The organism is Actinacidiphila polyblastidii (genome assembly GCF_036353415.1).
GTDB classification, from domain to species: domain Bacteria; phylum Actinomycetota; class Actinomycetes; order Streptomycetales; family Streptomycetaceae; genus Actinacidiphila; species Actinacidiphila polyblastidii.
Genome location: NZ_JAZEWV010000001.1, coordinates 149,908 through 173,621 on the forward strand (window position 1 = coordinate 149,908; position 23,714 = coordinate 173,621).

Below are 23,714 nucleotides of genomic sequence, written 5' to 3' on the forward strand. Positions count from 1 at the left end.
CCGCGGCCCCGCAGCGGGAGCGGCGGCTCCCGGGAGGACCGTGCGGCCGGCCGGCGTCCCACCCGGGCGGACTCGTTCGCCCGGGTGAATCCGCGGCCCGGCTCCGCGGCTTCTGCGTCACCTCGCGAGGACCGGGTAACCGTTGAACCAGCAGTCCCGCGCGTCTCATGGTGCAGGGAGGCGCAGCGCCGTGTTCTCCACGATCGGAAACCCAGTGAGCGACAAGAAGAACGAGAAGAACCCCGTGACCGCGGCTACGGAGAAGGTCGCGCAGGGGGGCGGGCGGCTGACGACCGCGCAGGGCACACGGCTGTACGAGAGCGACCACTCGCTGAAGGCCGGGCCGCGCGGCCCGGTGCTGCTCCAGGACCATCATCTGCGCGAGAAGATCACCCACTTCGACCACGAGCGCATCCCGGAGCGGGTGGTGCACGCCCGGGGCGCGGCCGCGCACGGGGTGTTCCGGGGGTACGGCAGCGCGGCGCGGATCACCAGGGCGGCGTTCCTGGGCAAGGACGTGGAGACGCCGGTGTTCGTGCGGTTCTCCACCGTGCTGGGCTCGCGCGGCTCGGCCGACACGGTCCGCGACACCCGGGGGTTCGCGACGAAGTTCTACACCACCGAGGGCGTCTTCGACCTGGTGGGCAACAACATGCCGGTGTTCTTCATCCAGGACGCGATCAAGTTCCCCGACGTCATCCACGCCGGCAAGCCGCACCCGGACCGGGAGATCCCCCAGGCGCAGAGCGCGCACGACACCTTCTGGGACTTCGTCACCCTGCACACCGAGGCCACCCACCACACGCTGTGGAACATGTCCGACCGCGGCATCCCCCGCTCGTACCGGATGATGGAGGGCTTCGGCGTCCACACCTTCCGCCTGGTCGACGCCGAGGGCGCCACCACGCTGGTGAAGTTCCACTGGAAGCCCCGGCTCGGCGTGCACTCCCTGGTGTGGGAGGAGGCGCAGATCACCGCGGGCATGGACCCCGACTTCCACCGGCGGGACCTGGCCGACGCCATCGAGTCCGGTGCCTTCCCCCAGTGGGAGCTGGGCGTGCAGACCTTCCCCGACACCGAGGAGCAGATGTTCGAGGGCATCGACCTGCTCGACCCGACGAAGATCGTCCCCGAGGAGCTCGCGCCCGTGCAGCCGATCGGGCTGCTCACGCTCAACGCCAATCCGACGAACTACTTCGCCGAGACCGAGCAGGTCGCCTTCCACGTCGGCCACCTCGTGCCCGGCATCGACGTCACCAACGACGCGCTGATGCAGGGACGGCTCTTCTCCTACCTGGACACGCAGATCACCCGTCTCGGCGGTCCGAACTTCGCCCAGCTGCCGATCAACCGCCCGCACGTCCCGGTCGACGACATGCTGCGCGACGGCATGCACCAGAGCGCCGTGCACAGCGGGGTGGCGCCCTACCGCCCCAACTCCCTCGACGGCGGCTGCCCGTTCCTCGCCGGAGCGGACGCCGGCGGCTACGTCGAGGTGCCCGTCGAGGTGCCGGCGGCCCGCAAGGTGCGGGACGCGGCGGCGAGCTTCGACGACCACTTCAGCCAGGCCAGGCTGTTCTGGCTCAGCATGACCCCGACCGAGCGCGAGCACATCGTCGCCTCCTACACCTTCGAGCTGAGCAAGTGCCAGGAGACGGCGATCAGGGAACGCGCCCTGACGGTCCTCGCCAACATCGACCCCGGACTGTGCGCCGAGGTCGCCTCCGGGCTCGGCCTGCCCGCCCCGGCGCCGACCGTGCCGCTGACCGATCCGCAGCCCAGTCCGGCCCTGTCCCAGCTGGGCGGCCGGTGGCCGACGGACGGCCGCGTGATCGGTGTCGTCGTCGCGGCCGACCAGGACCCGAGCGAGGTCAGGACGGTCCGGCAGGCGGTGCTCGACGCCGGAATGGTCCCGCTGGTGGTCGCCGCGACCGGCGGGCAGCTCGACGCGGACGGCGACCCCGTCACCGTCCAGCGCACCTTCGGCGCCGCCCGCTCCACCGAGTTCGACGCGATCCTGCTGGCCGGGGCCCCGGCCGTCGGCGCCGACACCTACGGCGCGCGCGACGCCAAGGTGGACGACGGCGCCGCGATCGCCGGCGGCGTCGATCCGCGGGTGCTGCTCATGCTCACCGAGGCGTACCGGCACGGGAAGGCGCTGGGCGCCTGGGGCGCGGGGACCGAGGCGCTGAGCGCGGCCGGCATCGCCTCCGACGCCCCCGGCGTGGTGACCGCCGGCGCCGCGAGCGCGGCGCTGGAGGGCCTCACCGAGCTGCTGAAGCACCACCGCGCCTGGGACCGCTTCACCCCGGCCCTCTGAGTGCCCGGCTCGCCCCCTCGGATCAGCGCCGGCCGACCGCCTCGGGGCGTCGCAGCCCGCGTCGCCGAGCGGGCGCCGGCGGAACTCGCCCTCGTGCTGGGCGAGTTCCGGCGCCCGCGCGGGATCGGGGGCTGAGCGGAGTCCCCGTCGGACCGCGCCGTCGATTGCGCAAGATTGCGACGGGTGGGGCGGGACGCGGCGGGGTAGACAGTTCGCGGGCGCCCCGCCGGGGATGCCGAGGGGCGCCCCGACAGGCGTCCCGCGACGAAGAGAAGGACGCATTCGTATGGCCAGCGGCACCGTGAAGTGGTTCAACTCCGAAAAGGGCTTCGGCTTCATCGCTCAGGACGGCGGGGGTCCCGACGTCTTCGCCCACTACTCCAACATCTCCGGCAACGGCTATCGCGAACTTCTCGAAGGCGAGGCGGTGACCTTCGAGGTCACCCAGGGGCAGAAGGGCCCGCAGGCGGAGAACATCACCCGTACCGCGCGCTGACCCCGGCACGCTGAGATCCCGGCCCGTCGCGGGCCGGCCGAGCGCACCGCCTCGGCCGGCCCGCGACGGCGATCCGGCGTTCAGACCGCGTGCACGGCCACACCCGCGGCGGCCAGCGCCTGCGTCTCGTCCGCCGGGGCGGCGGTGTCGGTGACGACGGTGTGCAGCGCCGACAGGGGCGCGACGAAGGCCAGTGCGGTGCGTGAGAACTTGGCCGCGTCCGCGACCGCGATCACCCGCCGGGCGGACCTGATGGCAGCCCGTTTGACGGTCGCGTCGGCGAGGTCGTAGGCGGTGAGCCCGTCGGCCGCGGTGAGGCCGCAGCAGCCGACGACCGCGGTGTCGAAGCGGAGCGCGGCCAGCGAGGCCTCGGTGAGGGCGCCGGTCAGGGCGAGTTCGCCGGGGCGCGGTTCGCCGCCGGGGACGAGCAGCCTGATCTGCGGCGCGCCGGTCAGGGCGTTGGCGGCGTGCAGGGACAGCGGCATCACGGTGATCCGGCGGTGCTGGAGCGCGCGCGCGACCTCCAGGCAGGTGGTGCCGCTGTCGAGGACCACCGACTCGCCATCGGTGAGCATCCCGGCGACGGCGGCGGCGATGCGCCGCTTGCCGTCCAGCCCTTCCTGCGCGCGCAGCGCGAAGGGCGGCTCCTCACCGCGCAGCAGCAGGCTTCGCGCGCCGCCGCGGTAGCGCTCGAGGATGCCCTGCTCGGCCAGGACGTCGAGATCGCGGCGGATGGTCATCTCCGAGGCGCCGGTGAGCTCCGCCAGCTCCGTGACGCTCAGCCGGCCTGCCTCGCGCACGGCCTCGATGACCTTCCGCACTCGGTCGGCGGCAGGGTTCGTCGCGCTCGTCATGGGCTCATCGAACACCAGCAATGTTCGAAACGCAACTTTACAAACAGCAGAGCTGTTCGTACCGTTCGGGTCATGGACAGACCTCTGCGGGCCGCCCGGGCCGCCACCTTCGGCTTCTTCGCGATCAACGGCTTCGTGCTGGGCATGTGGATCGTGCACATCCCGCTGGCGGAGCAGCGCGTCGGGATCAGCCACGCGGTGCTCGGCTGGCTCCTCCTGCTGCTGGGCGGCGGCGCGTTCGCCGGGATGCAGGTCGCCGGGCCGCTCACGGACCGGGTCGGCGCGCACCGGGTCGTCCCCGTGAGCGCGGCCCTGTGCGCGGCCGCGGTCGTACTGCCCGGTCTCGCCACCGCCCCCTGGGCGCTGGGCGCGGCCCTCGTGGTGCTCGGCTTCGGCAACGGCTGCCTGGACGTCAGCATGAACGCCCACGCCGTGCAGGTCGAGCACGGCTACGGCCGGCCCGTCATGTCGGCGTTCCACGCAGTGTTCTCCGTCGGCGGGGTGATCGCCTCCCTGCTGGGCGCCCTCACCCTGAACCTGGGCTGGAGCGCGGCGCAGACGCTCGGCGCGGTGGCGCTGGCCGGACTGGCGGGCACCGGCCTGGCGACGCCGCTCCTGCTCAGGCCGCAGCGCCCGGCGCCGGCGTCCGGCGCCGCGGACCCGGGCACGCTCGATGCGGCCGGCGAAGCGGCGGGCGCGGCGGCCGGCGGGACAGGCGCCCCGGCCGGCGGCCGGCGGCGGACGCCTCGCCGTATCTGGGTGCTCGCCGGCCTGGCTCTGATGCTCATGCTCTGCGAAGGGGTGGCGAACGACTGGAGCGCGCTGGACCTGCGGGACGTGCTCGGCGCGCCGGCCGCGACCGCGGCGCTGGCGTACGGCTCCTTCGCGACGGCCATGACCCTCGGCCGCTTCGTCACCGACCGCATCGCCGCGCGGTTCGGCGCCGTCGCCGTCCTGCGCTACGGTTCGGCGCTGGCCGCCGTCGGCCTGGCCGGCGCGGCGGGCACGCACGTCGTCCCGCTCGCGCTCGCCTGCTGGAGCCTGTTCGGGCTGGGGCTGTCGGGGTGCATCCCGCAGCTGTTCAGCGCCGCGGGGCACGCGGACCAGGCCGCGGCGGGAGCGAACGTGTCGCGGGTGGCCGGACTCGGCTACCTGGGGATGCTCGCCGGCCCCGCCGTCATCGGGCCGCTGACCCGCTTCGTGCCGCTGAACGTCGCCCTCTTCCTCCCGGTCGCGCTGTGCGCCGCCGCGAGCGTCGCGGCCGGAGCGGCGGGGTCGTCCGCCGGCTCGGAGGCCGTACGCGAGTGCGGGGTGCCGGCCGCGACGGGTGCGCGGGCCGACGCCTGACGGGCCCGGGGCCGCGTGCCGGCCCGCTCGCGGGCGGCGGAGCCCCGGGCCTGCCGCCGGTCAGCCGTCCGCGAGCAGGCCCGCGCGCAGCTTGGCCAGAGTCCGGGACAGCAGGCGGGACACGTGCATCTGGGAGTACCCCAGCTCCGCCCCTATCGCGGCCTGCGTCATCTCCTGTCCGAAGCGCATGCGCAGCAGCAGCCGTTCGCGGGCGTCGAGCCGCTCCACCAGGGGCGCCAGCACGTGGAGATCCTCCATCAGCTCCATCGCCGGGTCCCAGGCGCCGATCGTGTCGGCGTACGTGCGACCTGCCTCCGCCGGGTCCGCGACGTCGTCGCCGACGGGCAGGTCGAGGGAGCCCGCGGTGTAGCCGTTGGAGGCCACCAGCCCTTCGATGACCTCCTCCTCGCCGACCTCCAGGTACGCGGCCAGCTCCGCCACGGTCGGCGGCGCGTCCAGCAACGCGGTGAGGTGGTCGCGGGCCTTCGCCAGTTCCACCCGCAGCTCCTGCAACCGCCGCGGGACGTGGACGGCCCAGCTGGTGTCCCGGAAGAACCGCTTCATCTCGCCGACCACGTACGGCACCGCGAAGGTGCTGAACTCCACCTCACGGCTGAGGTCGAACCGGTCGATGGCCTTGATCAGTCCGATGGTGCCGACCTGGAGGATGTCCTCCATCTCCTCCGGGCCGCGCCCGCGGAAGCGGCGGGCGCTGAACCGGACGAGGGACATGTTCATCTCGATCAGGGTGTTGCGCGCGTACGCGTACTCCGGGGTGCCCTCTTCCAGGGTCGCCAGCCGGTCGAAGAAGACCTTCGACAGCGCCCGCGCGTCCGGCGGAGCGACGCTGCCGGGGTCGTCGACCCATGGAAGGCCGGCGATCTCCGTTCGGCCGGTGGGCGGTTGGGCGGCCGGGGCGGAGACGGGACGCGCCTCCATCACCGTCTTGTCAGCGGTCATGTCATCACCTCTCGGTATCCCGGTCGACAGCCACTCAGCTGCCCGCCGAGCGGCCGGTCATGTACGCGAGTTCGCAGGAATGTCCGCCCGAACGGCTCAGGCGGCGCGGGCGAGTTCGGCGCGGCCGAACAGCAGGGCGTAGCCGGAGGGCAGTCCTCCGATGAGGAGGGTGAGCAGATCGGGGCCGGCCAGCGCGGCCACGGTGCTCAGCACCGCCCCGGTGTCCCATCGGGCGACGGCGGGACTCACACCGGTACGCCCGGCGATGTCCTGGACGAAGCCCCAGCCGGTGCGCGATTGTGCGGCCGGCTGCTGGGCGGTCAGGGCATCGGCGGCCTCGGCGGGCAGCCGCGCGGCGAGTTCGGCGCGCAGGTCGGCGCCGAGCTGGCCGCCCAGCGCGCCGAGCACGGTGTGCACGGCCTGCGCGGCGCGTTCGCGGGTCGGATAGGCGCCGTCGTAGCGGACGGTCTCCAGCATCCGGTCGTAGGACGGCGCCGGCGGCTTCCGGCGCTGTCCGGGCTGTGCGTGCATCGGTTCAGCGTCGCCTTCTCGTCTCGGCCGGGCGCCCCGCCGGTCAGGCGGGGCGCCCGGATGGGGAGGGGGTGGCGGCTGCGCCGCCCGACGGACGGCGGTCGCGGTCCGCCGGGGCGCGGCCGCGGGGATTCAGCTCGCGATCTCCTGGCGGGCGGCACGCGCGCCGACGCTGATCTTGCGGGCCTTGGCGCGCTCGGCGATCGGGATGCGCAGCGTCAGCACCCCGGCTTCGTAGTCGGCCCTGATCTGTTCGGTGTCCAGGGCGTCGGCGAGCAAGATCCGCCGGGAGAAGACGCCGAGCGGACGCTCGGAGACGTCCAGCCGCACGCCCTCGCCGTGCGGGGCCGGCCGGCGCTCGGCCTTCACCGTCAGCATGTCGCGCTCGACGTCGATGTCGATGGCCTCCGGCGCGACGCCGGGCAGATCGAAGGACACCACGTACTCCCCGCCGTCGCGGAAGGCGTCCATCGGCATGGCCGCCGGCCTCGACCAGGTGCCGGGGCGCAGGAGCTGCTCGGTGAGTCGGTCCAGTTCACGGAAGGGGTCGGTACGCATCAGCATCGCGGAACACCTCCAGGGAGTCGGGCGGTCGTCGCCGGTGTCTTTCACCTGCGCCCTGTTGTAGCATGTCATCCATCCGATGACAAACACCGATGTCACCCCGAGGGTGACGCTGTGAGGCAGGGCCCATGACAGCCGAACGGTCCGCACCCGATGACCCGCCGCCCCCCGGCGCGGCCTCGTTCCTCGCCGCGGCCGCGGCACTGGAGACCATCGAGACGGCGGTACGCGACGCCCGCAGCGGCGGGCCCGCCGGGCCCGCCGCCCCCGCGGCCGGAGCCGAGCAGGCACTGGCCTCCCTGCTGCTGCTGCGCGAGGTGCGCGAACAGCTCGCCGGCTGGGAGACGGGTCTGATCGAGACGGCGCGGGCGGCCGGTGCCAGCTGGTCGGATCTCGCGGCCCCACTCGGCGTCGCCAGTCGCCAGGCCGCCGAACGGCGCTATCTGCGCCTGCGTCCCGGCCCCGCGGGCTCCACCGGTGAGGAGCGGGTCAGCGCGACCCGCAGCCGTCGCGCCGCCGACCGGAGCGTCACCGCCTGGGCCCGCACCCAGGCAGCCGACATGCGCAGGCTCGCCGGGCAGATCACCGCGCTCACCGACCTCCCCGCCGCGGCGGGCACTGAGGTCGGCCATCTGGACGCGGCCCTCGCCGCCGACGACGCCGCCGGCCTGCTCACCCCTCTGACCGCGATCCGCCCGCACCTGGGGGCCGGCCACCGCGACCTCGCCGCGCGGATCGACACCCTCACCCGGCACGCCGACCGGCTCCGCGACAGCGGCAGCCGCAGCGGCAAAGACGGCAGCAGCGGCACGCGCACGGCGTGAAGGCGGGCGCGCCCCCGGTGAAGCGCCCTACGGCAGCCCGCCCCCCTTGGGGTCCGCCGCCGGGCCGGGTGTGCAACCATCATGGCTGCACTGGACGGACGTTCGACTACGGGAGACGTTATGGATGCCGAGCCTGTTCCATCGCCGGACGGATCCGAGCCCCTGACCGTGGCCAGCCGCCTCGGGGAACCGAGCGTGATCACGGTCGCAGGGGACGCGGACCTGGACGGCGTGGTGCCGCTGCGCCAGGCCGTGGAGGCGGCTCTGGCTCACCATCCCCACCTGGTTCTGGATCTCACCGGTGTCGGCTTCGCCGACTCCACCTTCCTCACCAGTCTCCTGCTGGCCCGCAACAGCGCCTTGGAGCAGGAGGGAAGCGTCCGCCTGCTGGGCGTGAGCACCCAGGTCGGTCGCCTGCTGGACCTCACCGGCGCCGCCGAGCTGTTCCCGGTGATCACCGAGGAGCAGCTCAGGCAGTCCTGAGAAAGGTTCCAGCCGCCCGGCTCCCCCGCCGCCCGCACGGGCGGCAGCGGCTGGTGGATGCCGCCGGTGTCGGTGAGGTCGGCCCAGACCTGCTTGCCGTGCCCGGTCGGCACGGTGCCCCAGGACTCGGCCACCGAGGCGACGATGCCCAGGCCCCGCCCGCCGGGTTCGCCTTCCTTCGGCCGGCGCAGCACCGGGTTCTGGACGGAGTCGTCGCTCACCACGATCCGCAGCCGCCGGGCGCCGAAGACCAGCGACAGTCCCGCGAGGCCGCCGGCGTACCGCAGCGCGTTCGTCAGCAGCTCCGACACCACGAGGGCGACCAGACCGGTGTCCGGCCGCCATCGCGTCGGCCACGCGAACTCCTCCACCCGGGCGCGGGCCCACCTGCGGGCCACCGCGACCTGTCCGGTGTCAGGTCCTACCGCGAGAAACCGCTCACTCACCACTGATCATCGCCTGTGTCCTTCAGCCCGATGCCGGGCGCGGGCAGGACATCCGCGTCATGCCTCACGCTCTCCTGCTCCTCGCCTTCCCCGGGTCGCCGGTCTGTCACAACCGGCGGAGCGAACGTTCGGGGCTTGTCCGCTCCCCGAGACGCCCCCGGGCGATCTGGTGCAGGCTCGGGACGATCACGTCGCGGACGTGGTCCTCGACCGTCCGCGTCGGGAGGCCCCCGGGGCCCGATGACCACGGTGCCGCGCGGGGCGGCGTGCTCGCGCACCGACGGGCGGGACTCCCACTCGACGCCGCGGCGGGCCGGACCTTGCGCGGATCGGCCGAGCCGGCGCGCTGCCGCACGCAGCAGCGAAGGTCGGCCACCAGGTGGTCCTGGGCCGTGACGCCTGCGCTGCCCAGCGCGGACCTCAGCCTGCGGAGGACCCCGGTCGGCGGCTTCGAGACCCGGCTGCTCGGCGGGCTGGAGCCGGAGGAGGCGCGGACCCTCGTCGCCCTGCTCAAGCGGGTCTTCGTGCACGCCGGACTGGATCACGCCCCCACACCCCGGGCTGCTGGCGGTCGGCGCCGCCCCCACGGCGCACGGCTGACCCTGCGCGACGGGCCTGCCGGCCGCCGTCATCCGGTCCGCCGCGGAGATCCGCACGACAGGCCCTAGCCGCCGGAGGAGAGGACGGTCACCACGGCGGCCGCCTCCTCGACGCCGAGGAACGCGCCGCCGTTCTCCTGGACGCCGACCGACGCGTCCCTGACCTGCCGGGCGCCGGCCTCGCCGCGCAGCTGGGTGACCAGCTCGTGGATCTGGGCGAGGCCGGTGGCGCCGATCGGATGTCCGCGGGACTCCAGGCCGCCGGAGGTGTTGATCGGGATCGCGCCGCCCAGGCGCGTGTCGCCGGATTCGGCGAGCCTGCCGCCGCCGCCGAGCGGCGCGAGGCCGAGCAGCTCGGCGGCGAAGAGCTCCCCGAAGGCCGCGGCGTCGTGCACCTCCGCGAGGTCGACCTGCTCCGCCCGTACCCCCGCCCGCTCGTACGCGGCGAGCGCCGCCCGGCGCACGACGTGCCGGTCGAAGTCGTCCCATGCGCGGTCGGTGGCCGAGCGCAGCTCGCACGCGCGGACCCGGACCGCGCGCGACCGGACGGCGCGTGGCAGCCGGTCGAGGCCGGACCGGTTGCAGACGACGGCGGCGGCCGCGCCGTCGCTGAGCGGCGCGCACATCGGGACGGTCAGCGGGTAGGCCAGCGGCCGCCCGGCCAGCACCTGCTCCGGGGACATCGGCCGGTCGTAGTGGCACTTGTCGTTCAGGGCGGCGTGGCCGTGGTTCTTGGACGCGATGAGGGCGAGCTGCTCACGGGTGGTGCCGAAGCGGCGCATGTGGGCGCGGCACAGGCCGGCGTAGAGGTCCATCATGACGGTGCGGCGGCCCTCGCCGGACCGTCCTGGCACGTCGGCGCCCAGCGCGAGCACGCGGTCCAGCGACTCCTGCGCCCTCTCGACGTCCAGGGCGCCGAGGAAGGAGTCGAAGACGCGGGCCGCGCGGTCGGGGCCGGGGTAGACCATCTTCTCCGCGCCGACGGCCAGCACCGTGTCCGCGCCGCCGGACCTGACCTGGGTGCAGGCGAGCCAGAAGGCGGTCGCGGCGGAGGCGCAGGCGTTCTCGACGTTGACGACCGGCACGCCGGTGACTCCCGCGGCGTGCAGCGCGAACTGCCCGGGTGTGGACACCTGCCCCTCGACCACGCCCTGGGTGGCGTTGGCGAAGAAGACGGCCTCGACGGCGGCCGCCGGGAGCGCCGCGTCCGCCAGCGCTCCCCCGACCGCCTCCCTGGTCAGCGACTTGACGCCGGCCTCCGGCAGGGGCCCGAAGCGGGTCATCGACGTGCCGATCACGTACACCGGATCCATGCGCTGTCCCGTCCGCCTGGCCTTCGGGTGACTGCCTCGCCGACGTACTGTCACACCGCGCCGCGGAGAGTGTCCACCGGACCTGACACTTCCTGGGGGCCGAGCCGGTGCGGGCTGCCGCCGGCGCCGCCACGCGTGCGTCCCGGTGTGCGCCCACGTGTGCGTCAGGCGGGCAGATCCCGGCAGGCAGATCGCTACTGTATGTCCGTTTTGATGATGTAAATACGCAATGCACTATTTGAAATAGTACGACATCTTTGCATCACAAATACATCTCCGGCGCTCCCCGCCCGGAATCGGGGGCCGAGAGCCCATTTCCACGGCGTTCCGCGTGATGCACGACATAGGACGCACATCACCTACGAAGCGCGATAGTGCATCCGCGACGGGCCCCCGCCGTGGCAATTCCCGGCCGAATGCGCGGACCCCAAAGGCATCTACTAAGCGACCTAGCAACAAGGGCAATTGTGGTGCCTTTTACCGGCTGCTAACAATGTGCTCGCCGCAGTACACCGCCAAACGAAATGCGGGCCGGATCGACCAGGGGGGGCCGGCCACTGCTCACAAGCAATCGTGGAAGAGGTCCCCACCATGCCCAAGCATGCCTACAACCGTCCTGCGAAGAAGCGTCTGGTCTCCGGCCGTGGCGCCGTCGTCGCCGGCACCTTCGCCGCGATCGCCTGTGCCGCGTTCACCGGCACCGCCCAGGCCGCCGAGCCGTCGGCCGCCAAGAGCGCGCCGCACGCCGCGCACACCTGGCACCACTCGTCCGCCAAGTACACGGTCAAGAAGGGCGACACCCTGAGGGGCATCGCCCGCGCCCACAAGACCCCGGGCGGCTGGCACGCCATCGCGTGGGCCAACAAGATCCACAGCCCGTACATCATCCACCCGGGCCAGGTCCTCAAGCTCCCGACCTGGGGCCACACCGAGAAGCCCGCCGCGTCCAAGGCGTCCACCGCGTCCACCTCCACCACCGTGAAGGCGGCTCCCGTGGCGGCGACGACCGCCACCACCGCGTCCAGCACGTCGTCCACCGCTGCGAGCACGGCGTACCCGGACAACCTGAACGGCTGGATCAACCACGCGCTCGCGGTCATGAAGCAGAACGGCATACCGGGCAGCTACGACGGCATCTACCGCAACACCATGCGGGAGTCCTCCGGCAACCCGAACGCCATCAACCTGTGGGACTCCAACGCGGCCGCCGGCACCCCGTCGATCGGCCTGCTGCAGGTCATCCAGCCGACGTTCGACACCTACCATGTGCCGGGCACCTCGACCAACATCTACGACCCGGTCGCCAACCTCACCGCCGCGTGCAACTACGCGTACCACGTGTACGGTTCGATCGACAACGTCAACGGCCCCTACTAGGCCGAACCAAGGCGGAATTCCCGCTTTCCCTCCTCGCCCCGCCGCCCTCCTCACCGGGCGGCGGGGCGAGTTGCTGCCATCCGCCGCCGAAGAAATCCCTGTTCGCCGACGAACGCTTTCCCTTTCTTCCGTATCGGGCGCCCGGAGAATCCCCGTGCATTTCCCGCGGGCTTGCGGGCCGGCTCCTGCGCAGCCCTTCGCGGCGCCGTCCGGGCGCAACGGCCGGCCGGCGGCGGTCGCGGGCGGGGGCGGACGGCGGGTTGGCACGGGGCGGGTCGGGAACCGCCCGGCGCCGGGTATCGTCCCTGGTCGATGAGTGATGCGTCGTCATGCACGCCTCAACGGCGGGCGGTACAGGGGGGTCGACACATGGCGGAGGTCTCGCGGCGGGACGCAGGGACGGCGCGCGCCCGGGAGGTCCGGCCGTGAGCATCGTCAACAAGCTCGTCAAGCCGACCGTCGAGATCATCGACCACATAGCCCAGAAGGTCCCCAAGGCGCTGGGCCACGGCCACCACCGCATCAGCCAGCACGTGCACGATGCCGCCGACCACTTCGACCGGGTCGAGGACGACCTCGCGGGCAAGGCGGGCAAGCACCATCCGCACGCCCCCGGCAGCCACCACCCCGGTGACGTCTCCGGAGCGGGCGCGACCGCGGCCGCCGGTGCGAAGGACGGCGAGCGGGCCGGCGCCGACGCCGCCCGCAACGCGGGGAAGGCCGGGGGCGGGGGGAACGAGGGGAACGGCGGCGACCCGGTGCGCCCCGGTGACGGCGACCGCGACTCGCGGCCGCCGGACGAGCGCCACTGCGAGACCGACCCGGTGGACGTCGCCACCGGGGAGATGATGATGCCGGCGGTCGACGTCAGCCTCCCCGGCGCCCTGCCGCTGGTGCTGGGCCGCACCCATCTATCCACGTACCGCAACGGGCTTTTCTTCGGGCCGAGTTGGGCGTCGACGCTGGACCAGCGCCTGCATCTGGACGAGCGCGGTGTGGTCTACGTCTCCGCCGACGGCATGCGGCTGGAGTACCCGCCGCCGTCCGCCGCGTCCGCCGTGCTGCCGCTCAGAGGCCCGCGGATGCCGCTGTCGTGGAGCGGTACGCCCAACGAGCCGATGACGGTGCTCGATCCGCGCTCCGGGCGGGCCATGGAGTTCGACCACCCGCGGCCGGCGCCGGACAGCCCCGGGTCGGTCGTGCTGCGCCTGACGGCGATCGAGGACCGCAACGGGCGCCGGATCGACGTCACCTGGTCGGCGAACGGCCTGCCCTCCCTGGTCACCCACCACGGCGGCTACCGGGTGGCCGTCGACCACCACCCCACGCTCCCCCGCATCACTGGGTTCCGGCTGCTCGGCACGGACGCCCCAGGCCCCGCCGACGACCCCGCCGCCGCACCGGGCGACGGCGCGGACACCGGCGGCGGGACACCGCTCGCCCGCTACGGCTACGACGCGGCGGGCAACCTCACCGAGATCGTCAACTCCTCCGGCCTCCCGCTGCGGTTGACCTACGACGACCGGCGGCGTGTCACCTCGTGGACCGACCGCACCGGCACCTCGTACCACTACGACTACGACGCGGCCGGCAGGGTCGTCGCCACCCGGGGCTCGGACGGCATCCTCTCCGGTTCCTTCGCCTACGACGACCGGACGCACACCACCCGGTTCACCGACTCGCTCGGCCACACCACCGTGCACGAGCACAACGACGCCTACCGGCTGGTGCGCAGCACCGATCCGCTGGGGAGCGTCACGCTCCAGGAGTGGAGCCAGGACAACCGGCTGATGGTGTCGGCGACCGATCCGCTGGGCCGCACCACGCGCTTCGAGCACGACGCCGCGGGCAACATCCTGGCCGTGGTCCAGCCCGACGGCGGGCGGATCACCTTCGCCTACCACGGCAGCGGCCTGCCGGTGCGGATGACCGACCAGGCCGGGCGGGTCTGGCGGACCGAGTACGACAGCCGGGGCAACCGGGTGGCCACCGTCGACCCGCAGGGCGCCCGCACCGAGTACGTCCACGACGACGCCGGGAACCTGACCGCCGTCGTCGACGCGCTCGGCGGCACCACGCTCATGACCTCCGACGCCGCGGGCCTGCCGATCGCCGTGACGGACCCGCTCGGCGGCGTGACCACGGCGGTGCGCGACGCCTTCGGGCGGATCGTGGAGTCCACCGACCCGCTCGGCGGCACCGTCCGGGTCGGCTGGACGACGGAGGGCCTGGTGACGTGGTGCGAGCGCGCCGACGGCCGCCGGGAGGAGTGGAGCTTCGACGCGGAGGGGAACTGCGTCGCCCACACCGCCCCGGACGGAACGGTGAGCCGCCTCGAACCCGCGCACTTCGACCTCGTCGCTGCGGGCACCGAGCCCGACGGCTCCGCCTTCGCCTTCGCGTACGACACCGAGAAGCGCCTGACCCGGGTCACCAGCCCGCTCGGCCGGTCCTGGCAGTACGCGTACGACGCGGCCGGCCGTCTGGTCGAGGAGACCGACTTCGACGGGCGCTCCCTGGAGTACGCCTACGACGCGGCGGGCCAGCTCGTCGCGCGCACGAACGGCGCCGGTGAGACGGTCACCCTCACCCGGGACATCCTCGGCCGGGTCGTCGCGCAGAGCGACGGCGAGCAGACCACCACCTTCGAGTACGACGCGGCGGGCGACCTCGCCCGCTCGGTCAACGCCGGGGTGGAGGTGGTCAGGGAGCACGACCTGATGGGCCGGGTGCTGTCCGAGACCGTCGACGGGCGCCGCATCGCCTACCGCTACGACCTGCTCGGCCGCCGCGTCTGGCGGCGCACGCCGTCCGGCGTCGAGTCCACCTGGAGCTACGACGCCGGGGGGCTGCCCGAGCTGCTCCGGCTGGCCGGGCACCGCACGGCGTTCTCCTTCGACGCGCTGCGCCGCGAGTCGGCGCGGCGACTGGACGACGCCGTCACGCTCGCGCAGCACTGGGACGCCACCGGCCGGCTCACCCGCCGCGGCGTCGTCCACGAGCCGTCCGGCGCGGCAGGCCCCGCGCGCCCGGTGCTGGAACGCCGCTTCTCCTACCGCGCCGACGACCTGCTGACCGAGGTCCGTGACCTGGCCTCGGGCGTCCGCAGGCTCGGCCTCGACCAGGCCGGCCGGGTCACCTCGGTGACCGCCGAGGGCTGGACCGAGCGCTACGCCTACGACGCGCTCGGCAACGTCACCCAGGCGGCGACCCCGCTCGACGAACCGGGCGGCGGCGCACGCGAGTTCGACGGCACCCGGGTCCGGCGCGCGGGGCGTACCCGGTACGAGTACGACGCGCAGGGCAGGACCGTCCGCACCGTCACCCGGCTGCTCAACGGGCAGCAGCACGTCCGCTCCTTCAGCTGGAACGCCTACGACCAGCTGGTGTCGGCCGTCACCCCGGACGGGCAGCGCTGGCGCTACCGGCACGACGCGGCCGGGCGGCGCGTGGCCAAGGAGCGCCTCGACGCCGCCGGCGCGGTCGCCGAGGAGGTCCGCTTCACCTGGGACCTGGTGTGCCTGGCCGAGCAGGCCACCGGTGCGGGCGCCACCACCACCTGGGAGTACGTGCCCGGCGGCCACACGCCGCTCGCCCAGGTCGACGGCGGTCACGACCAGGACGACACCGACCGCCGCTTCCACGCGATCGTCACCGACCTGGTGGGCAGCCCCACCGAACTCCTCACGCCGGACGGGCAGATCGCCTGGCGGCGGCGCGCGACGCTCTGGGGCTCGGGCGAGCAGGACGGGACCGGCCCCGGCACCGGTCAGGGCGGCGGCGGGCAGGACGGCCGGCCCGGCTGCCCGCTGCGCTTCCCCGGGCAGTACGCGGACCGGGAGACAGGCTGGCACTACAACTACTTCCGGTACTACGACCCGGCCACCGGCCGCTATACCAGCCCCGACCCGCTCGGCCTGACCCCGGCGCCCAACCCGGCCGCCTACGTGCCCAATCCGACGGCCCAGGTCGACCCGCTCGGGCTCGCGTACAAACCCAACCTCCCCGGCTGGAACAAGGAGGAGCCGATCGACCCCACGTGGGGCGGCCGGGTCGTGTACGGGCCGCTCGACATGCACGGCCGCCCCACCGGGGTGACCGCGCGGGTCCAGTCCGACATGCTCGGCCAGAGCACCGACCCGCAGATCGCCTTCAACCGGATGCCGGGCTGGGACGGCCAGGCCTCCTACAACAGGACGCACCTGCTCGCCGCATCCCTGGGCGGCTCGAACAACATGCCGGAGAACTTCGTCACCGCGCACCGCTACGCGAACCACCCCGTCATGTACCACTACGAGTCGCAGGTGGCGCGGGCCGCGGGCGCGCACCCGCACATCGACTACTCCGTCACCCCCGTGTACCGGTACAGCGGGATCGGGCCGATGCGGCCGGAGGACCTGCGGCCGATCGGCATGATGATCGAGGCGCACAGCCCCGACGGGACGTTCTCCTTCACGCCGTACAACACCCGCGGCGCGGACCGGCAGGAGCTGCACTACGGCGAGGACGGCAACCTCGACCGGGTGTTCGTGCTGAACGTCCCGAAGTGCCAGTGACAGCGACCGGCCCGGTGATCGCCACGGCGGTAGGATGCCGCGCGACGCGCTTCATCCCGGTCCGCGGCGACGACGACGCAGACGCACACGCAGACGACAGGAAGGGGCACCGATGACGCCCTCGCTCGACCGGCTGTCCCGGCTGGTGCCCCCGCCGTCCGCTCCACAGGCCCGGGACTGGGCCGCCGCCGAGGACCGGATCGGGCGGCCGCTGCCGCGGGACTTCAAGGAGCTGGTCGACGTCTACGGCGGCGGCGACTTCGACGGCCACCTCGGCCTGCTGGTGCCGCCGCCCACCCGGACCGGCAGCGAGATCGCCGGCTACAACGACGACCGCATGGACGAGCTGAACGACCTGTGGGCGATCACCGAGAACCGCCCGGCGGCCCTGGCCGGCGAGGACCTCCTCCTGGTCACCTGGGCCGACACGATCGACTCCGACTCGGTCAACTGGCGGGTCGAGCCGGGCCGGGCGCCGGAGGAGTGGGCGGTCGTCGTGCTGGACGCGGACCTCGGCGCGTGCGAGGTGTATCCGATGACCGGCACCGAGTTCCTCGCCGGGCTGCTGTCCGGCGAGATCGACTCGCCGATCCTCTCGCACCACCTGCACGCCGACGGACACGTCTTCCGCCCGTATCCCGCGCCCACGCGCTGACGGCCCGCCCCGGAGCCCGGACCCGACGTCCACGGCTCCGGCGGTTCCGCCGTACGCACGCCGCCGCACCAGGCCGCGCGCCCCGAAAGGAACGAGCATCCGTGAACGCCGAGCGTCCCCCCAAGCTCACGCTGACCGCCCTGCCCACGCCCGTCGAGGCGGCCCCCCGACTGGCCGAGGCGATCGGGCTGAACGCGGCGGACCTGTGGATCAAGCGCGACGACCTGACCGGTCTGGGCGGCGGCGGCAACAAGGTGCGCAAGCTGGAGTACACCGTCGGCGCGGCGCGCGCCCGCGGCGCGGACGTGCTGGTGACCACCGGCGCCCCGCAGAGCAACCACGCACGCCTCACCGCCGCTGCCGCCGCCCGCGCGGGGATGCGCGCCGTCCTGGTCTTCCCCGGCAGCGCCGGCGGCCCGGTCGTGGGCAATCTGGCCCTCGACGGCCTGCTGGGCGCCCGCGTGGTGTGGGCCGGCGCCGTGGACGCCGACGGGCTGGCGAAGGCGGCCGCCGGCGTGGTGGAGACGCTGCGTCGCGACGGCGCCCGCCCCGCCCTGATCCCCTTCGGCGGCTCGAGCGCGCTGGGCGCCGAGGGCTACGCGGACTGCGGGCGCGAACTGCTCGCCCAACTCCCCGACCTGCGGCACGTCGTGGTCGCGCTCGGCTCGGGCGGCACCATGGCCGGACTCGTCGCCGCGCTCGGCGCGCGCACCGTCCTCGGGGTCGACTGCGGCGCGCGACCCGACGCGGCCGAGGCGGTCGTCCGCTTCGCCGCGCCTCTGATCGCGACCGGAGCGGATGCCGGAACCGATCCTGAAATCGAAATCGAAATCGAAACCGATCCCGGCACGGGGACGGGCACCGGGCCGGCGCCGCACCACCTGCGCATCCGTACCGACCAGGTCGGCGAGGGCTACGGCGCGTTCTCCGAGGAGACCGCGTCGGCCCTGACCCTGGCGGCACGCAGCGAAGGGCTCATGCTCGATCCGGTCTACACCGGCCGCGCCATGGCGGGGCTGGCGGCAGCCGTCCGGGACGGGGACATCAGGCCCGGCGAGCGGACCGTGCTCCTGCACACCGGCGGTCTGCCCGGCCTCTTCGGGCATCCCGCGGCCCTGCGGTTCGCCGGAGCCGGTCTGCGGCCCGAGCGCTGAGCCGTTCGCCTGGGCGGTGCGCGCCGCACCCGCGCGGTCACGCGGGGGCGCCGCGGGCACAACCTTCCGGCCGCCTCGCCTGTCTGACGGTGCGCGAGGGCGGGCGAACGCGAGCGGAACACCGGGTGACGACGACGAACCCCGGTGCGGTTCCCGCGGCATCGGCCCCCGCGCCCCATCACGTCAGGGGAGGGCACATGAGGCGTACCCGCAGGAGGGTCCTCACCACCGCGGCCGCGGTCGCCGCGGCCACACCCTCAGCGCCCCTCCGGTCACCACCGTCGACCCGGTGACCCTCGGCACCGTCGACAAGGAGGTGCGCCGGGGGCCGGGCGACCCGGGCGAGGTGGCCCCGGCTGTGGCCCCTTCGGCGCCGGGATGCATGCAGGGGGCGTCCGGTGACGGGCACCGCACGGACGGCCCCTACCGGGGGGCGTACCACCGAGCGCCGTCCGTGGTCGCACTAGTGCAATAGCGGTTTGCCGCTAGTGCGATCCATGGATATCTTCGGCTCCATGCCTGCCAGAACTCCGCTGCCCACCACGCTCACCGGCCGCCATGTGCGCCTGGAGCCGCTGGCGACGACGCATCTCGACGACCTGTTCGCCGCGGGGGGCGGCGACGAGGAGGTGTGGCGGTGGCAGGGAGCACCCGCGCCCCGGACGCGGGAGGAGTTGGCCGCCAAGCTCGCCCCCCTGCTGGCGGCGGGGGCGCGGGGTGAGTCGGTCCCCTTCGCGGTCGTCCACCGCGCGAGCGGCCGGGCGGTGGGCTGGACCACGTACATGGACATCGCGCCGGCCGACGAACGGCTGGAGATCGGCTGGACGTGGTACGGGCGCGCCTACTGGCGCTCCGCCGTGAACACCGAGTCGAAGCTGCTCCTGCTCGGCCACGCCTTCGAGGAACTGGGCATGGGACGGGTGCAGTTGAAGACCGACCACCTCAACCACCGCTCGCAGGCGGCCATCGCGCGCCTGGGCGCACGGCGCGAGGGCGTGCTGCGCCGCCACCGACGGCGCCCGGACGGCACCTGGCGGGACTCGGTGTACTTCTCCCTGCTCGTGCGGGAGTGGCCCGCCGCCAAGGAGCGGCTGACCGCACGGCTGGGCGACTTCGAGCAGGACGGATGACCTGCGCGGTTCGCCGCGGTCGCGGGACGGCGGAGCGCGCCGAAGCGCTCAGGGCGCCTGGCCGGACCGGGGGCTGACGCCCCGGGCGCACCTCAACGCCACGCCGAAGGCGAAGGCCGGCCGCCCCGGGCCTTCGAGGACTACGTCACCGAGGCCGTCGCCGCGGGCCGCTGGAACTGAGGCGGGCCGCGGCGCGCGCCCCGTGCGGCGGACCGACCCGCGAACGCGGGTCCCGCCGTCGCCTCGGCTGCCGTCGCCCTCCCCGGCCCGGCCCCGCGCCGGCCGGCGCACCGTCGCCGCGGGGCGGCTCTGCGGTCGGCCGGGGCCCGCCTCAGGACGCCGGGTAGGCGGGGAACGGCCCCCAGCCGGTGATGCGGAACGCCCCGCCGTCCTCGGCGGCTTCCAGCGCGCTGTGGCCGGCGAACTGCGCGGGCAGGACCAGCGCCCGGTGCCGCGCCGCCCAGCCGAGCAGCTCGCGGCGGGTGGTGCGGGCGGTGGCCGGCCGGCGCGACCTGGTCTCGGTGATCTCCTGCGACGCGGCCGCCGGGGTCGCCGTGCCGCTCTGCCGGCCGAGCACCTCGCACTCGTCGGCGGCGGAACGGACCTGCGCTCGGGCTTCGCGCGGGCGCTGCGCTCCCGGCCCCGCCCTGACGTGATCGTGGCCCTGACGGACGGGCAGACGCCGTGGCCCTCGGCGCGGCCGCCGTGCCGTACCGTCGTCGGGCTCTTCCCCCGCCCCGCCCGCGCCGTGGACGAGGAGGACCCCGGGTACGTCCCCGACGCCCCGCCGTCGTGGGCCCGTGTCGTCACCGTCGGCTGAGGCCCCGCGCCGCCCTGGCCTTGACGCTGTGCCGACCAGGTCAGGCGTAGGGTTCGTGGTGGGCGACCGCCCGGCGCGGATCTCCGAGCGGGTCTCGGGGGCGCCACGGCGGGCAGTCTCCCTCCGGTCACTTCGCCACAAGGGGGATCTCCATGGACCTTTTCTCCGATCCGGACCAGACCGAGCCGGCCGCGCAGGGCTCGGCGCCGACCCCGGCCCGCGACCCGTTCGCCGTGCCCGGAGCCGCGCAGAAGGCACCGTCCGGTGGCGGCGACACGCCGACCGCGCCCGCGCACACCGATCCGGCGGCGGCCTGAGGGTCTCCGGCGGGGAGCCGCCCCTCAGCGGTCCGGGCTCGCCGGGCCGCGCTGTGCCGCGGTGGCGCGGGCGTGGCTAACAAGGCGCGCCCCTCGGTGTCGACGAGGCACGCCCCGGCGGCGGACCGGCCGTGCCGCGGCACCGCGCAGGGGTGCGGCTCCCCGGGAGCGGGCGCACCGGCGCCGGGGCACATCCCGGCGGCGAGCGCGGCGGCGGACGCCGTCGAGGCGGAGACCGTCGAGGCGCTGGCCAGGTTCGTCTCCCGCGGCCTCACCGGCCGCGACTGCTGGGCGCCGCGACCGCACCGGCGGCCGGTCAGGAACCGAGAAGCGCGGGCCGGGGGGCGGCACCTAGCATGATCGCCATGGACATCACCATCCACACCACGGTCCTCCCGCACGAGGACCCGGACGCGTCCGTGGCCTTCTACCGCGACGTGCTCGGCTTCGAGGTCCGCAGCGACGTCGGGCAGGGCAGGATGCGCTGGATCACCGTCGGCCCGGCCGGGCAGCCCGACGTGTCGATCCTGCTCGCGCCCCCGGGCGCCGACCCGGGCGTCACCGAGGAGGAGCGCCGCACCGTCGCCGAGATGATGGCCAAGGGCACCTACGGGTGGATCCTGCTGGCCACCCGGGACCTCGACGGCACCTTCGCCCAGGTGCAGGCCGGCGACACCGAGGTGGTCCAGGAGCCGACCGACCAGCCGTACGGCATCCGCGACTGCGCCGTCCGCGATCCCGCGGGCAACCTGGTCCGCATCCAGCAGCTGCGCTGACCCCTTCCGGCCACCGGTGCAGAGGAGTTCTCCCATGTGCCACCCCTCGTGGGGGGCCGCCCGCGCGGCGGCCCAGCGGCTGAGCGATCTGGCACGACTGCGGCGCGTCCGGGACCTGATCGACCGGGAGTACGCGAAGCCGCTGGACGTCGAGGCCCTCGCCCGCGCCGCGGACATGCCCGCCGGCCGGCTCAGCCGGCAGTTCCGGCTGGCGTACGGGCGGTCGCCGTACGCGTATCTGACGGCGCGTCGCGTCGAGCGGGCGGCGGCCCTGCTGCGTGGCGGTGGCTTCGTCGCCGCCGACGTGTGGCGATCCGTGGGCTGCTCCTCGCCCGACGTCTTCCGCGCCCGCTTCACCGAACTGGTCGGCATGCCTCCGGACGCCTACCGGCGGCTGGTGCGCGAAGCCGCGGCGGGCACGCCCCCGCCCCCGGCGGTGCGGCCGGCGCGTCGGCCGGCCGTACCGATCAGGAATCGAGAAGCATCCGCAGCGGCCCCGCGCCTAGCGTGATGACCATGACTTCCATCGAATCCGTCATCCTCGACGTGGCCGACCCGACGGCCGCCCGCCGCTTCTACACCGCCGCCTTCGGCCTGGACACGCAGCTCCGGCTGCGGGCCGCGCAGCCGGAGACCACGGGTTTCCGCGGGTTCACGCTCGCGCTGACCGTGTCGCGGCCCGCCACCGTCGACGGCTTCGTGCGGTCCGCCCTCGACGCGGGGGCCACGGCGCTGAAGCCGCCCGCGAAGTCGTTCTGGGGGTACGGCGGCGTCGTGCGGGCGCCGGACGGGGCGATCTGGAAGGTCGCGACCTCCGCGAAGAAGGACGCCGGCCCCGCCACCCGGCAGATCGACGAGCTGGTCCTGCTGCTGGGGGTCGAGGACATCGGCGCCAGCAAGGAGTTCTACGCCGGCCAGGGCCTCACCGTCGCGAAGAGCTTCCGCGGCATGTACGTCGAATTCGACGCCGGCACGGGCCCGTTCAAGCTGGCGCTGTACCGGCGCCGCGCCCTGGCCAAGGACGCGGGCGTCGCGCCCGAGGGCACCGGCTCGCACCGCCTCACGATCGGCGGCGCGGCCGCACCCTTCACCGATCCGGACGGCTTCGGCTGGGAGGCCGTCCCCGCGGCCGTCGCCTCCTGAACGTTCGCACGGCAGCGCGACGCCCCCGTCCGGGCGTGGCACGGGACGCACGGCCACCCGTCACACCCCTGTCCGATTTGCGACGAAATGAGACCGATGTCATCCTGAAAACTCCTGCGACAGAAGGAGATGGTCCCATGGCTTCGGAGCTCACAGCCCCGGTCGAGACGGCAGCCCTTGCCGCCGAGGTCGAAGGACTGCTGGATTCCGCGGAACCGGAAGGCATCTACCGCGACACGCGCGAGTGCGGCGGCGGTCTGCTCCTGGCAGCGCTGCTGCTGATCTCGCCTCCCACGCCGCGCGCGCCCAAGACGGACGCCCGCTGACGGTCGGGGGGAACACATTGGCCGAGCAGGCGCAGGAGAACTCATCGCTGCGCGCCGTGGTTGCCGATGTCGCAAACGGAGTCGCTCTCGCCCTCGACGGCGGGGGCGACTCCTATGCGCTGTCGGCACTGCTGGCGCAGGACGACGCGGCGGCCCTCGCCGCCATCCGGGTGCTGGGCGCCGACGTGCTGGCGCCGTACGCCCTGGGCCTGGCGGCGGCGCACGGCGGCCCCGACGGGCAGGTCGTCCGCCGGGCCCTGACGGCCTATCCCCCGGGCGCCGCCGCCTCGGACGTGTCGCTGTGGAGCTACCGCGGCCTGGTCGAGGCGTCTCGGGCCTTCCTGCCGGACGCCGAGGGCGACTGGCCGGCCGAGCCCCTTCCCGGAGACGCGTGGCTGCGGACCGACCCGTGGCCCAAGCTCGCCCATCGCGCGTCGCAACTGGCCGCGCTCGCCCTGCCGGGCGTCGCGCCGGCGCTGGCCGCCGGGCTCGCCGCGCGCACCGAGGACCTGTCCCGCGGCTTCGTGCGGGCGGTCCGCCGCCGCGACTGGCTGCAGGCCGCGGGGGTCGGACGCTGGCTGACCCGGGCGCCGGACGTGCCGGACTCCCTCGGCCTCGACGTCGGGCTGGTCTACGTGCGCCGGATGAGCGACGGCGACCCGCGGGTGGCCCTGCACACCGCCGCCGCGCGGCGGTTCGCCGGCCGCGGACCCCGGTGACCCC

At 74.2% G+C, this 23,714-nt stretch carries 22 protein-coding genes and 2 pseudogenes; 18 read left to right on the forward strand and 6 right to left on the reverse strand.

Annotated features, from left to right (window positions below; all coding sequences use genetic code 11):
- Positions 1 to 202: 202 nt before the first annotated feature.
- Positions 203 to 2,320 carry a catalase gene (locus tag V2S66_RS00505; protein ID WP_413966267.1) on the forward strand — a complete coding sequence of 706 codons (2,118 nt, stop codon included), beginning with the start codon at positions 203 to 205 and terminating at the stop codon, positions 2,318 to 2,320.
- A 286-nt stretch (positions 2,321 to 2,606) separates the two neighbouring features.
- On the forward strand, positions 2,607 to 2,816 hold the full coding sequence (locus tag V2S66_RS00510) for a cold-shock protein (protein ID WP_330792168.1): 210 nt from the start codon (positions 2,607 to 2,609) through the stop codon (positions 2,814 to 2,816).
- Between the two features lie 80 nt (positions 2,817 to 2,896).
- Here the strand turns inward: V2S66_RS00510 and V2S66_RS00515 are convergent, their stop codons facing one another.
- Positions 2,897 to 3,670, reverse strand: coding sequence for a DeoR/GlpR family DNA-binding transcription regulator (locus V2S66_RS00515; RefSeq protein ID WP_330792170.1), 774 nt, complete (start codon positions 3,668 to 3,670; stop codon positions 2,897 to 2,899).
- Positions 3,671 to 3,742: 72 nt separating this feature from the next.
- Between V2S66_RS00515 and V2S66_RS00520 the strand changes: the two genes are divergently transcribed.
- A complete protein-coding gene (locus V2S66_RS00520) occupies positions 3,743 to 5,017 on the forward strand; it encodes an MFS transporter (RefSeq protein WP_330792174.1) in 1,275 nt (424 codons plus the stop codon).
- Between the two features lie 60 nt (positions 5,018 to 5,077).
- Here V2S66_RS00520 and V2S66_RS00525 read toward each other — a convergent pair whose 3' ends face one another.
- The 3 genes from V2S66_RS00525 to V2S66_RS00535 all read right to left on the reverse strand — a co-directional run bounded on the left by V2S66_RS00525 (position 5,078) and on the right by V2S66_RS00535 (position 7,072).
- A complete protein-coding gene (locus V2S66_RS00525; protein WP_330792806.1) occupies positions 5,078 to 5,956 on the reverse strand; it encodes a SigB/SigF/SigG family RNA polymerase sigma factor in 879 nt (292 codons plus the stop codon).
- Between the two features lie 117 nt (positions 5,957 to 6,073).
- On the reverse strand, positions 6,074 to 6,508 hold the full coding sequence (locus tag V2S66_RS00530; RefSeq protein ID WP_330792177.1) for a DUF2267 domain-containing protein: 435 nt from the start codon (positions 6,506 to 6,508) through the stop codon (positions 6,074 to 6,076).
- A gap of 132 nt (positions 6,509 to 6,640) precedes the next feature.
- The gene (locus V2S66_RS00535) at positions 6,641 to 7,072 is read right to left on the reverse strand and encodes an Hsp20/alpha crystallin family protein (protein WP_330792180.1); all 432 of its coding nucleotides are present in this window, start codon (positions 7,070 to 7,072) and stop codon (positions 6,641 to 6,643) included.
- Between the two features lie 128 nt (positions 7,073 to 7,200).
- Here V2S66_RS00535 and V2S66_RS00540 point away from each other — a divergent pair, with 128 nt between their 5' ends.
- Both V2S66_RS00540 and V2S66_RS34440 read left to right on the forward strand, forming a co-directional pair.
- A complete protein-coding gene (locus V2S66_RS00540) occupies positions 7,201 to 7,896 on the forward strand; it encodes an HSP18 transcriptional regulator (protein ID WP_330792182.1) in 696 nt (231 codons plus the stop codon).
- Between the two features lie 120 nt (positions 7,897 to 8,016).
- Positions 8,017 to 8,379 carry an STAS domain-containing protein gene (locus V2S66_RS34440; RefSeq protein ID WP_413966251.1) on the forward strand — a complete coding sequence of 121 codons (363 nt, stop codon included), beginning with the start codon at positions 8,017 to 8,019 and terminating at the stop codon, positions 8,377 to 8,379.
- A gap of 95 nt (positions 8,380 to 8,474) precedes the next feature.
- Here the strand turns inward: V2S66_RS34440 and V2S66_RS34445 are convergent.
- Positions 8,475 to 8,828: pseudogene (locus tag V2S66_RS34445) on the reverse strand (ATP-binding protein); the annotation flags it as partial.
- A gap of 389 nt (positions 8,829 to 9,217) precedes the next feature.
- On the opposite strand from V2S66_RS34445, the gene V2S66_RS00550 reads away from it, so the two are divergent.
- Positions 9,218 to 9,493: a hypothetical protein gene (locus V2S66_RS00550; RefSeq protein ID WP_330792188.1), complete on the forward strand. Its 276-nt coding sequence runs from the start codon at positions 9,218 to 9,220 to the stop codon at positions 9,491 to 9,493.
- Here V2S66_RS00550 and V2S66_RS00555 read toward each other — a convergent pair.
- Positions 9,490 to 10,737, reverse strand: coding sequence for a thiolase family protein (locus V2S66_RS00555; RefSeq protein WP_330792190.1), 1,248 nt, complete (start codon positions 10,735 to 10,737; stop codon positions 9,490 to 9,492). The genes V2S66_RS00550 and V2S66_RS00555 overlap by 4 nt on opposite strands.
- A 591-nt stretch (positions 10,738 to 11,328) precedes the next feature.
- Here V2S66_RS00555 and V2S66_RS00560 point away from each other — a divergent pair.
- From V2S66_RS00560 to V2S66_RS00615, 12 genes and pseudogenes are all read left to right on the forward strand, one after another.
- Positions 11,329 to 12,114 (forward strand): transglycosylase SLT domain-containing protein, encoded by a 786-nt coding sequence (locus V2S66_RS00560; RefSeq protein ID WP_330792192.1) that lies wholly within the window; start codon positions 11,329 to 11,331, stop codon positions 12,112 to 12,114.
- Positions 12,115 to 12,539: 425 nt separating this feature from the next.
- Complete coding sequence (locus V2S66_RS00565) at positions 12,540 to 16,670, forward strand: DUF6531 domain-containing protein (RefSeq protein WP_330792195.1); 4,131 nt, start codon at positions 12,540 to 12,542, stop codon at positions 16,668 to 16,670.
- Between the two features lie 112 nt (positions 16,671 to 16,782).
- Entirely contained in the window at positions 16,783 to 17,325 is a 543-nt protein-coding gene (locus V2S66_RS00570) for an SMI1/KNR4 family protein (protein WP_330792197.1), read from the forward strand.
- Positions 17,326 to 17,426: 101 nt separating this feature from the next.
- Positions 17,427 to 18,479: a pyridoxal-phosphate dependent enzyme gene (locus V2S66_RS00575; protein WP_330792200.1), complete on the forward strand. Its 1,053-nt coding sequence runs from the start codon at positions 17,427 to 17,429 to the stop codon at positions 18,477 to 18,479.
- A gap of 515 nt (positions 18,480 to 18,994) precedes the next feature.
- A complete protein-coding gene (locus tag V2S66_RS00580; protein WP_330792203.1) occupies positions 18,995 to 19,609 on the forward strand; it encodes a GNAT family N-acetyltransferase in 615 nt (204 codons plus the stop codon).
- A gap of 482 nt (positions 19,610 to 20,091) precedes the next feature.
- Positions 20,092 to 20,429: pseudogene (locus V2S66_RS00585) on the forward strand (DUF2201 family putative metallopeptidase); the annotation flags it as partial.
- A 152-nt stretch (positions 20,430 to 20,581) separates the two neighbouring features.
- Positions 20,582 to 20,746, forward strand: a complete 165-nt coding sequence (locus V2S66_RS00590; RefSeq protein WP_330792205.1) for a hypothetical protein — start codon at positions 20,582 to 20,584, stop codon at positions 20,744 to 20,746.
- A 365-nt stretch (positions 20,747 to 21,111) separates the two neighbouring features.
- Entirely contained in the window at positions 21,112 to 21,522 is a 411-nt protein-coding gene (locus V2S66_RS00595) for a VOC family protein (RefSeq protein WP_330792208.1), read from the forward strand.
- A 34-nt stretch (positions 21,523 to 21,556) separates the two neighbouring features.
- A complete protein-coding gene (locus V2S66_RS00600) occupies positions 21,557 to 22,033 on the forward strand; it encodes a helix-turn-helix transcriptional regulator (RefSeq protein ID WP_330792210.1) in 477 nt (158 codons plus the stop codon).
- Between the two features lie 5 nt (positions 22,034 to 22,038).
- Positions 22,039 to 22,665 carry a glyoxalase gene (locus V2S66_RS00605; RefSeq protein ID WP_330792212.1) on the forward strand — a complete coding sequence of 209 codons (627 nt, stop codon included), beginning with the start codon at positions 22,039 to 22,041 and terminating at the stop codon, positions 22,663 to 22,665.
- A 137-nt stretch (positions 22,666 to 22,802) separates the two neighbouring features.
- Entirely contained in the window at positions 22,803 to 22,991 is a 189-nt protein-coding gene (locus tag V2S66_RS00610; RefSeq protein WP_093785708.1) for a hypothetical protein, read from the forward strand.
- 56 nt (positions 22,992 to 23,047) lie between these two features.
- A complete protein-coding gene (locus V2S66_RS00615) occupies positions 23,048 to 23,710 on the forward strand; it encodes a hypothetical protein (RefSeq protein WP_330792217.1) in 663 nt (220 codons plus the stop codon).
- Positions 23,711 to 23,714 lie beyond the last annotated feature (4 nt).

What these genes read in the sequence shown, in the direction of transcription:
- V2S66_RS00510 (WP_330792168.1), top strand. Translation starts at nt 2,607, where the DNA reads ATGGCCAGCGGCACCGTGAAGTGGTTCAACTCCGAAAAGGGCTTCGGC.
- V2S66_RS00515 (WP_330792170.1), bottom strand. Translation starts at nt 3,670, where the DNA reads ATGACGAGCGCGACGAACCCTGCCGCCGACCGAGTGCGGAAGGTCATC.
- V2S66_RS00520 (WP_330792174.1), top strand. Translation starts at nt 3,743, where the DNA reads ATGGACAGACCTCTGCGGGCCGCCCGGGCCGCCACCTTCGGCTTCTTC.
- V2S66_RS00525 (WP_330792806.1), bottom strand. Translation starts at nt 5,956, where the DNA reads ATGGAGGCGCGTCCCGTCTCCGCCCCGGCCGCCCAACCGCCCACCGGC.
- V2S66_RS00530 (WP_330792177.1), bottom strand. Translation starts at nt 6,508, where the DNA reads ATGCACGCACAGCCCGGACAGCGCCGGAAGCCGCCGGCGCCGTCCTAC.
- V2S66_RS00535 (WP_330792180.1), bottom strand. Translation starts at nt 7,072, where the DNA reads ATGCTGATGCGTACCGACCCCTTCCGTGAACTGGACCGACTCACCGAG.
- V2S66_RS00540 (WP_330792182.1), top strand. Translation starts at nt 7,201, where the DNA reads ATGACAGCCGAACGGTCCGCACCCGATGACCCGCCGCCCCCCGGCGCG.
- V2S66_RS34440 (WP_413966251.1), top strand. Translation starts at nt 8,017, where the DNA reads ATGGATGCCGAGCCTGTTCCATCGCCGGACGGATCCGAGCCCCTGACC.
- V2S66_RS00555 (WP_330792190.1), bottom strand. Translation starts at nt 10,737, where the DNA reads ATGGATCCGGTGTACGTGATCGGCACGTCGATGACCCGCTTCGGGCCC.
- V2S66_RS00560 (WP_330792192.1), top strand. Translation starts at nt 11,329, where the DNA reads ATGCCCAAGCATGCCTACAACCGTCCTGCGAAGAAGCGTCTGGTCTCC.
- V2S66_RS00570 (WP_330792197.1), top strand. Translation starts at nt 16,783, where the DNA reads ATGACGCCCTCGCTCGACCGGCTGTCCCGGCTGGTGCCCCCGCCGTCC.
- V2S66_RS00580 (WP_330792203.1), top strand. Translation starts at nt 18,995, where the DNA reads ATGCCTGCCAGAACTCCGCTGCCCACCACGCTCACCGGCCGCCATGTG.
- V2S66_RS00590 (WP_330792205.1), top strand. Translation starts at nt 20,582, where the DNA reads ATGGACCTTTTCTCCGATCCGGACCAGACCGAGCCGGCCGCGCAGGGC.
- V2S66_RS00595 (WP_330792208.1), top strand. Translation starts at nt 21,112, where the DNA reads ATGGACATCACCATCCACACCACGGTCCTCCCGCACGAGGACCCGGAC.
- V2S66_RS00600 (WP_330792210.1), top strand. Translation starts at nt 21,557, where the DNA reads ATGTGCCACCCCTCGTGGGGGGCCGCCCGCGCGGCGGCCCAGCGGCTG.
- V2S66_RS00605 (WP_330792212.1), top strand. Translation starts at nt 22,039, where the DNA reads ATGACTTCCATCGAATCCGTCATCCTCGACGTGGCCGACCCGACGGCC.
- V2S66_RS00610 (WP_093785708.1), top strand. Translation starts at nt 22,803, where the DNA reads ATGGCTTCGGAGCTCACAGCCCCGGTCGAGACGGCAGCCCTTGCCGCC.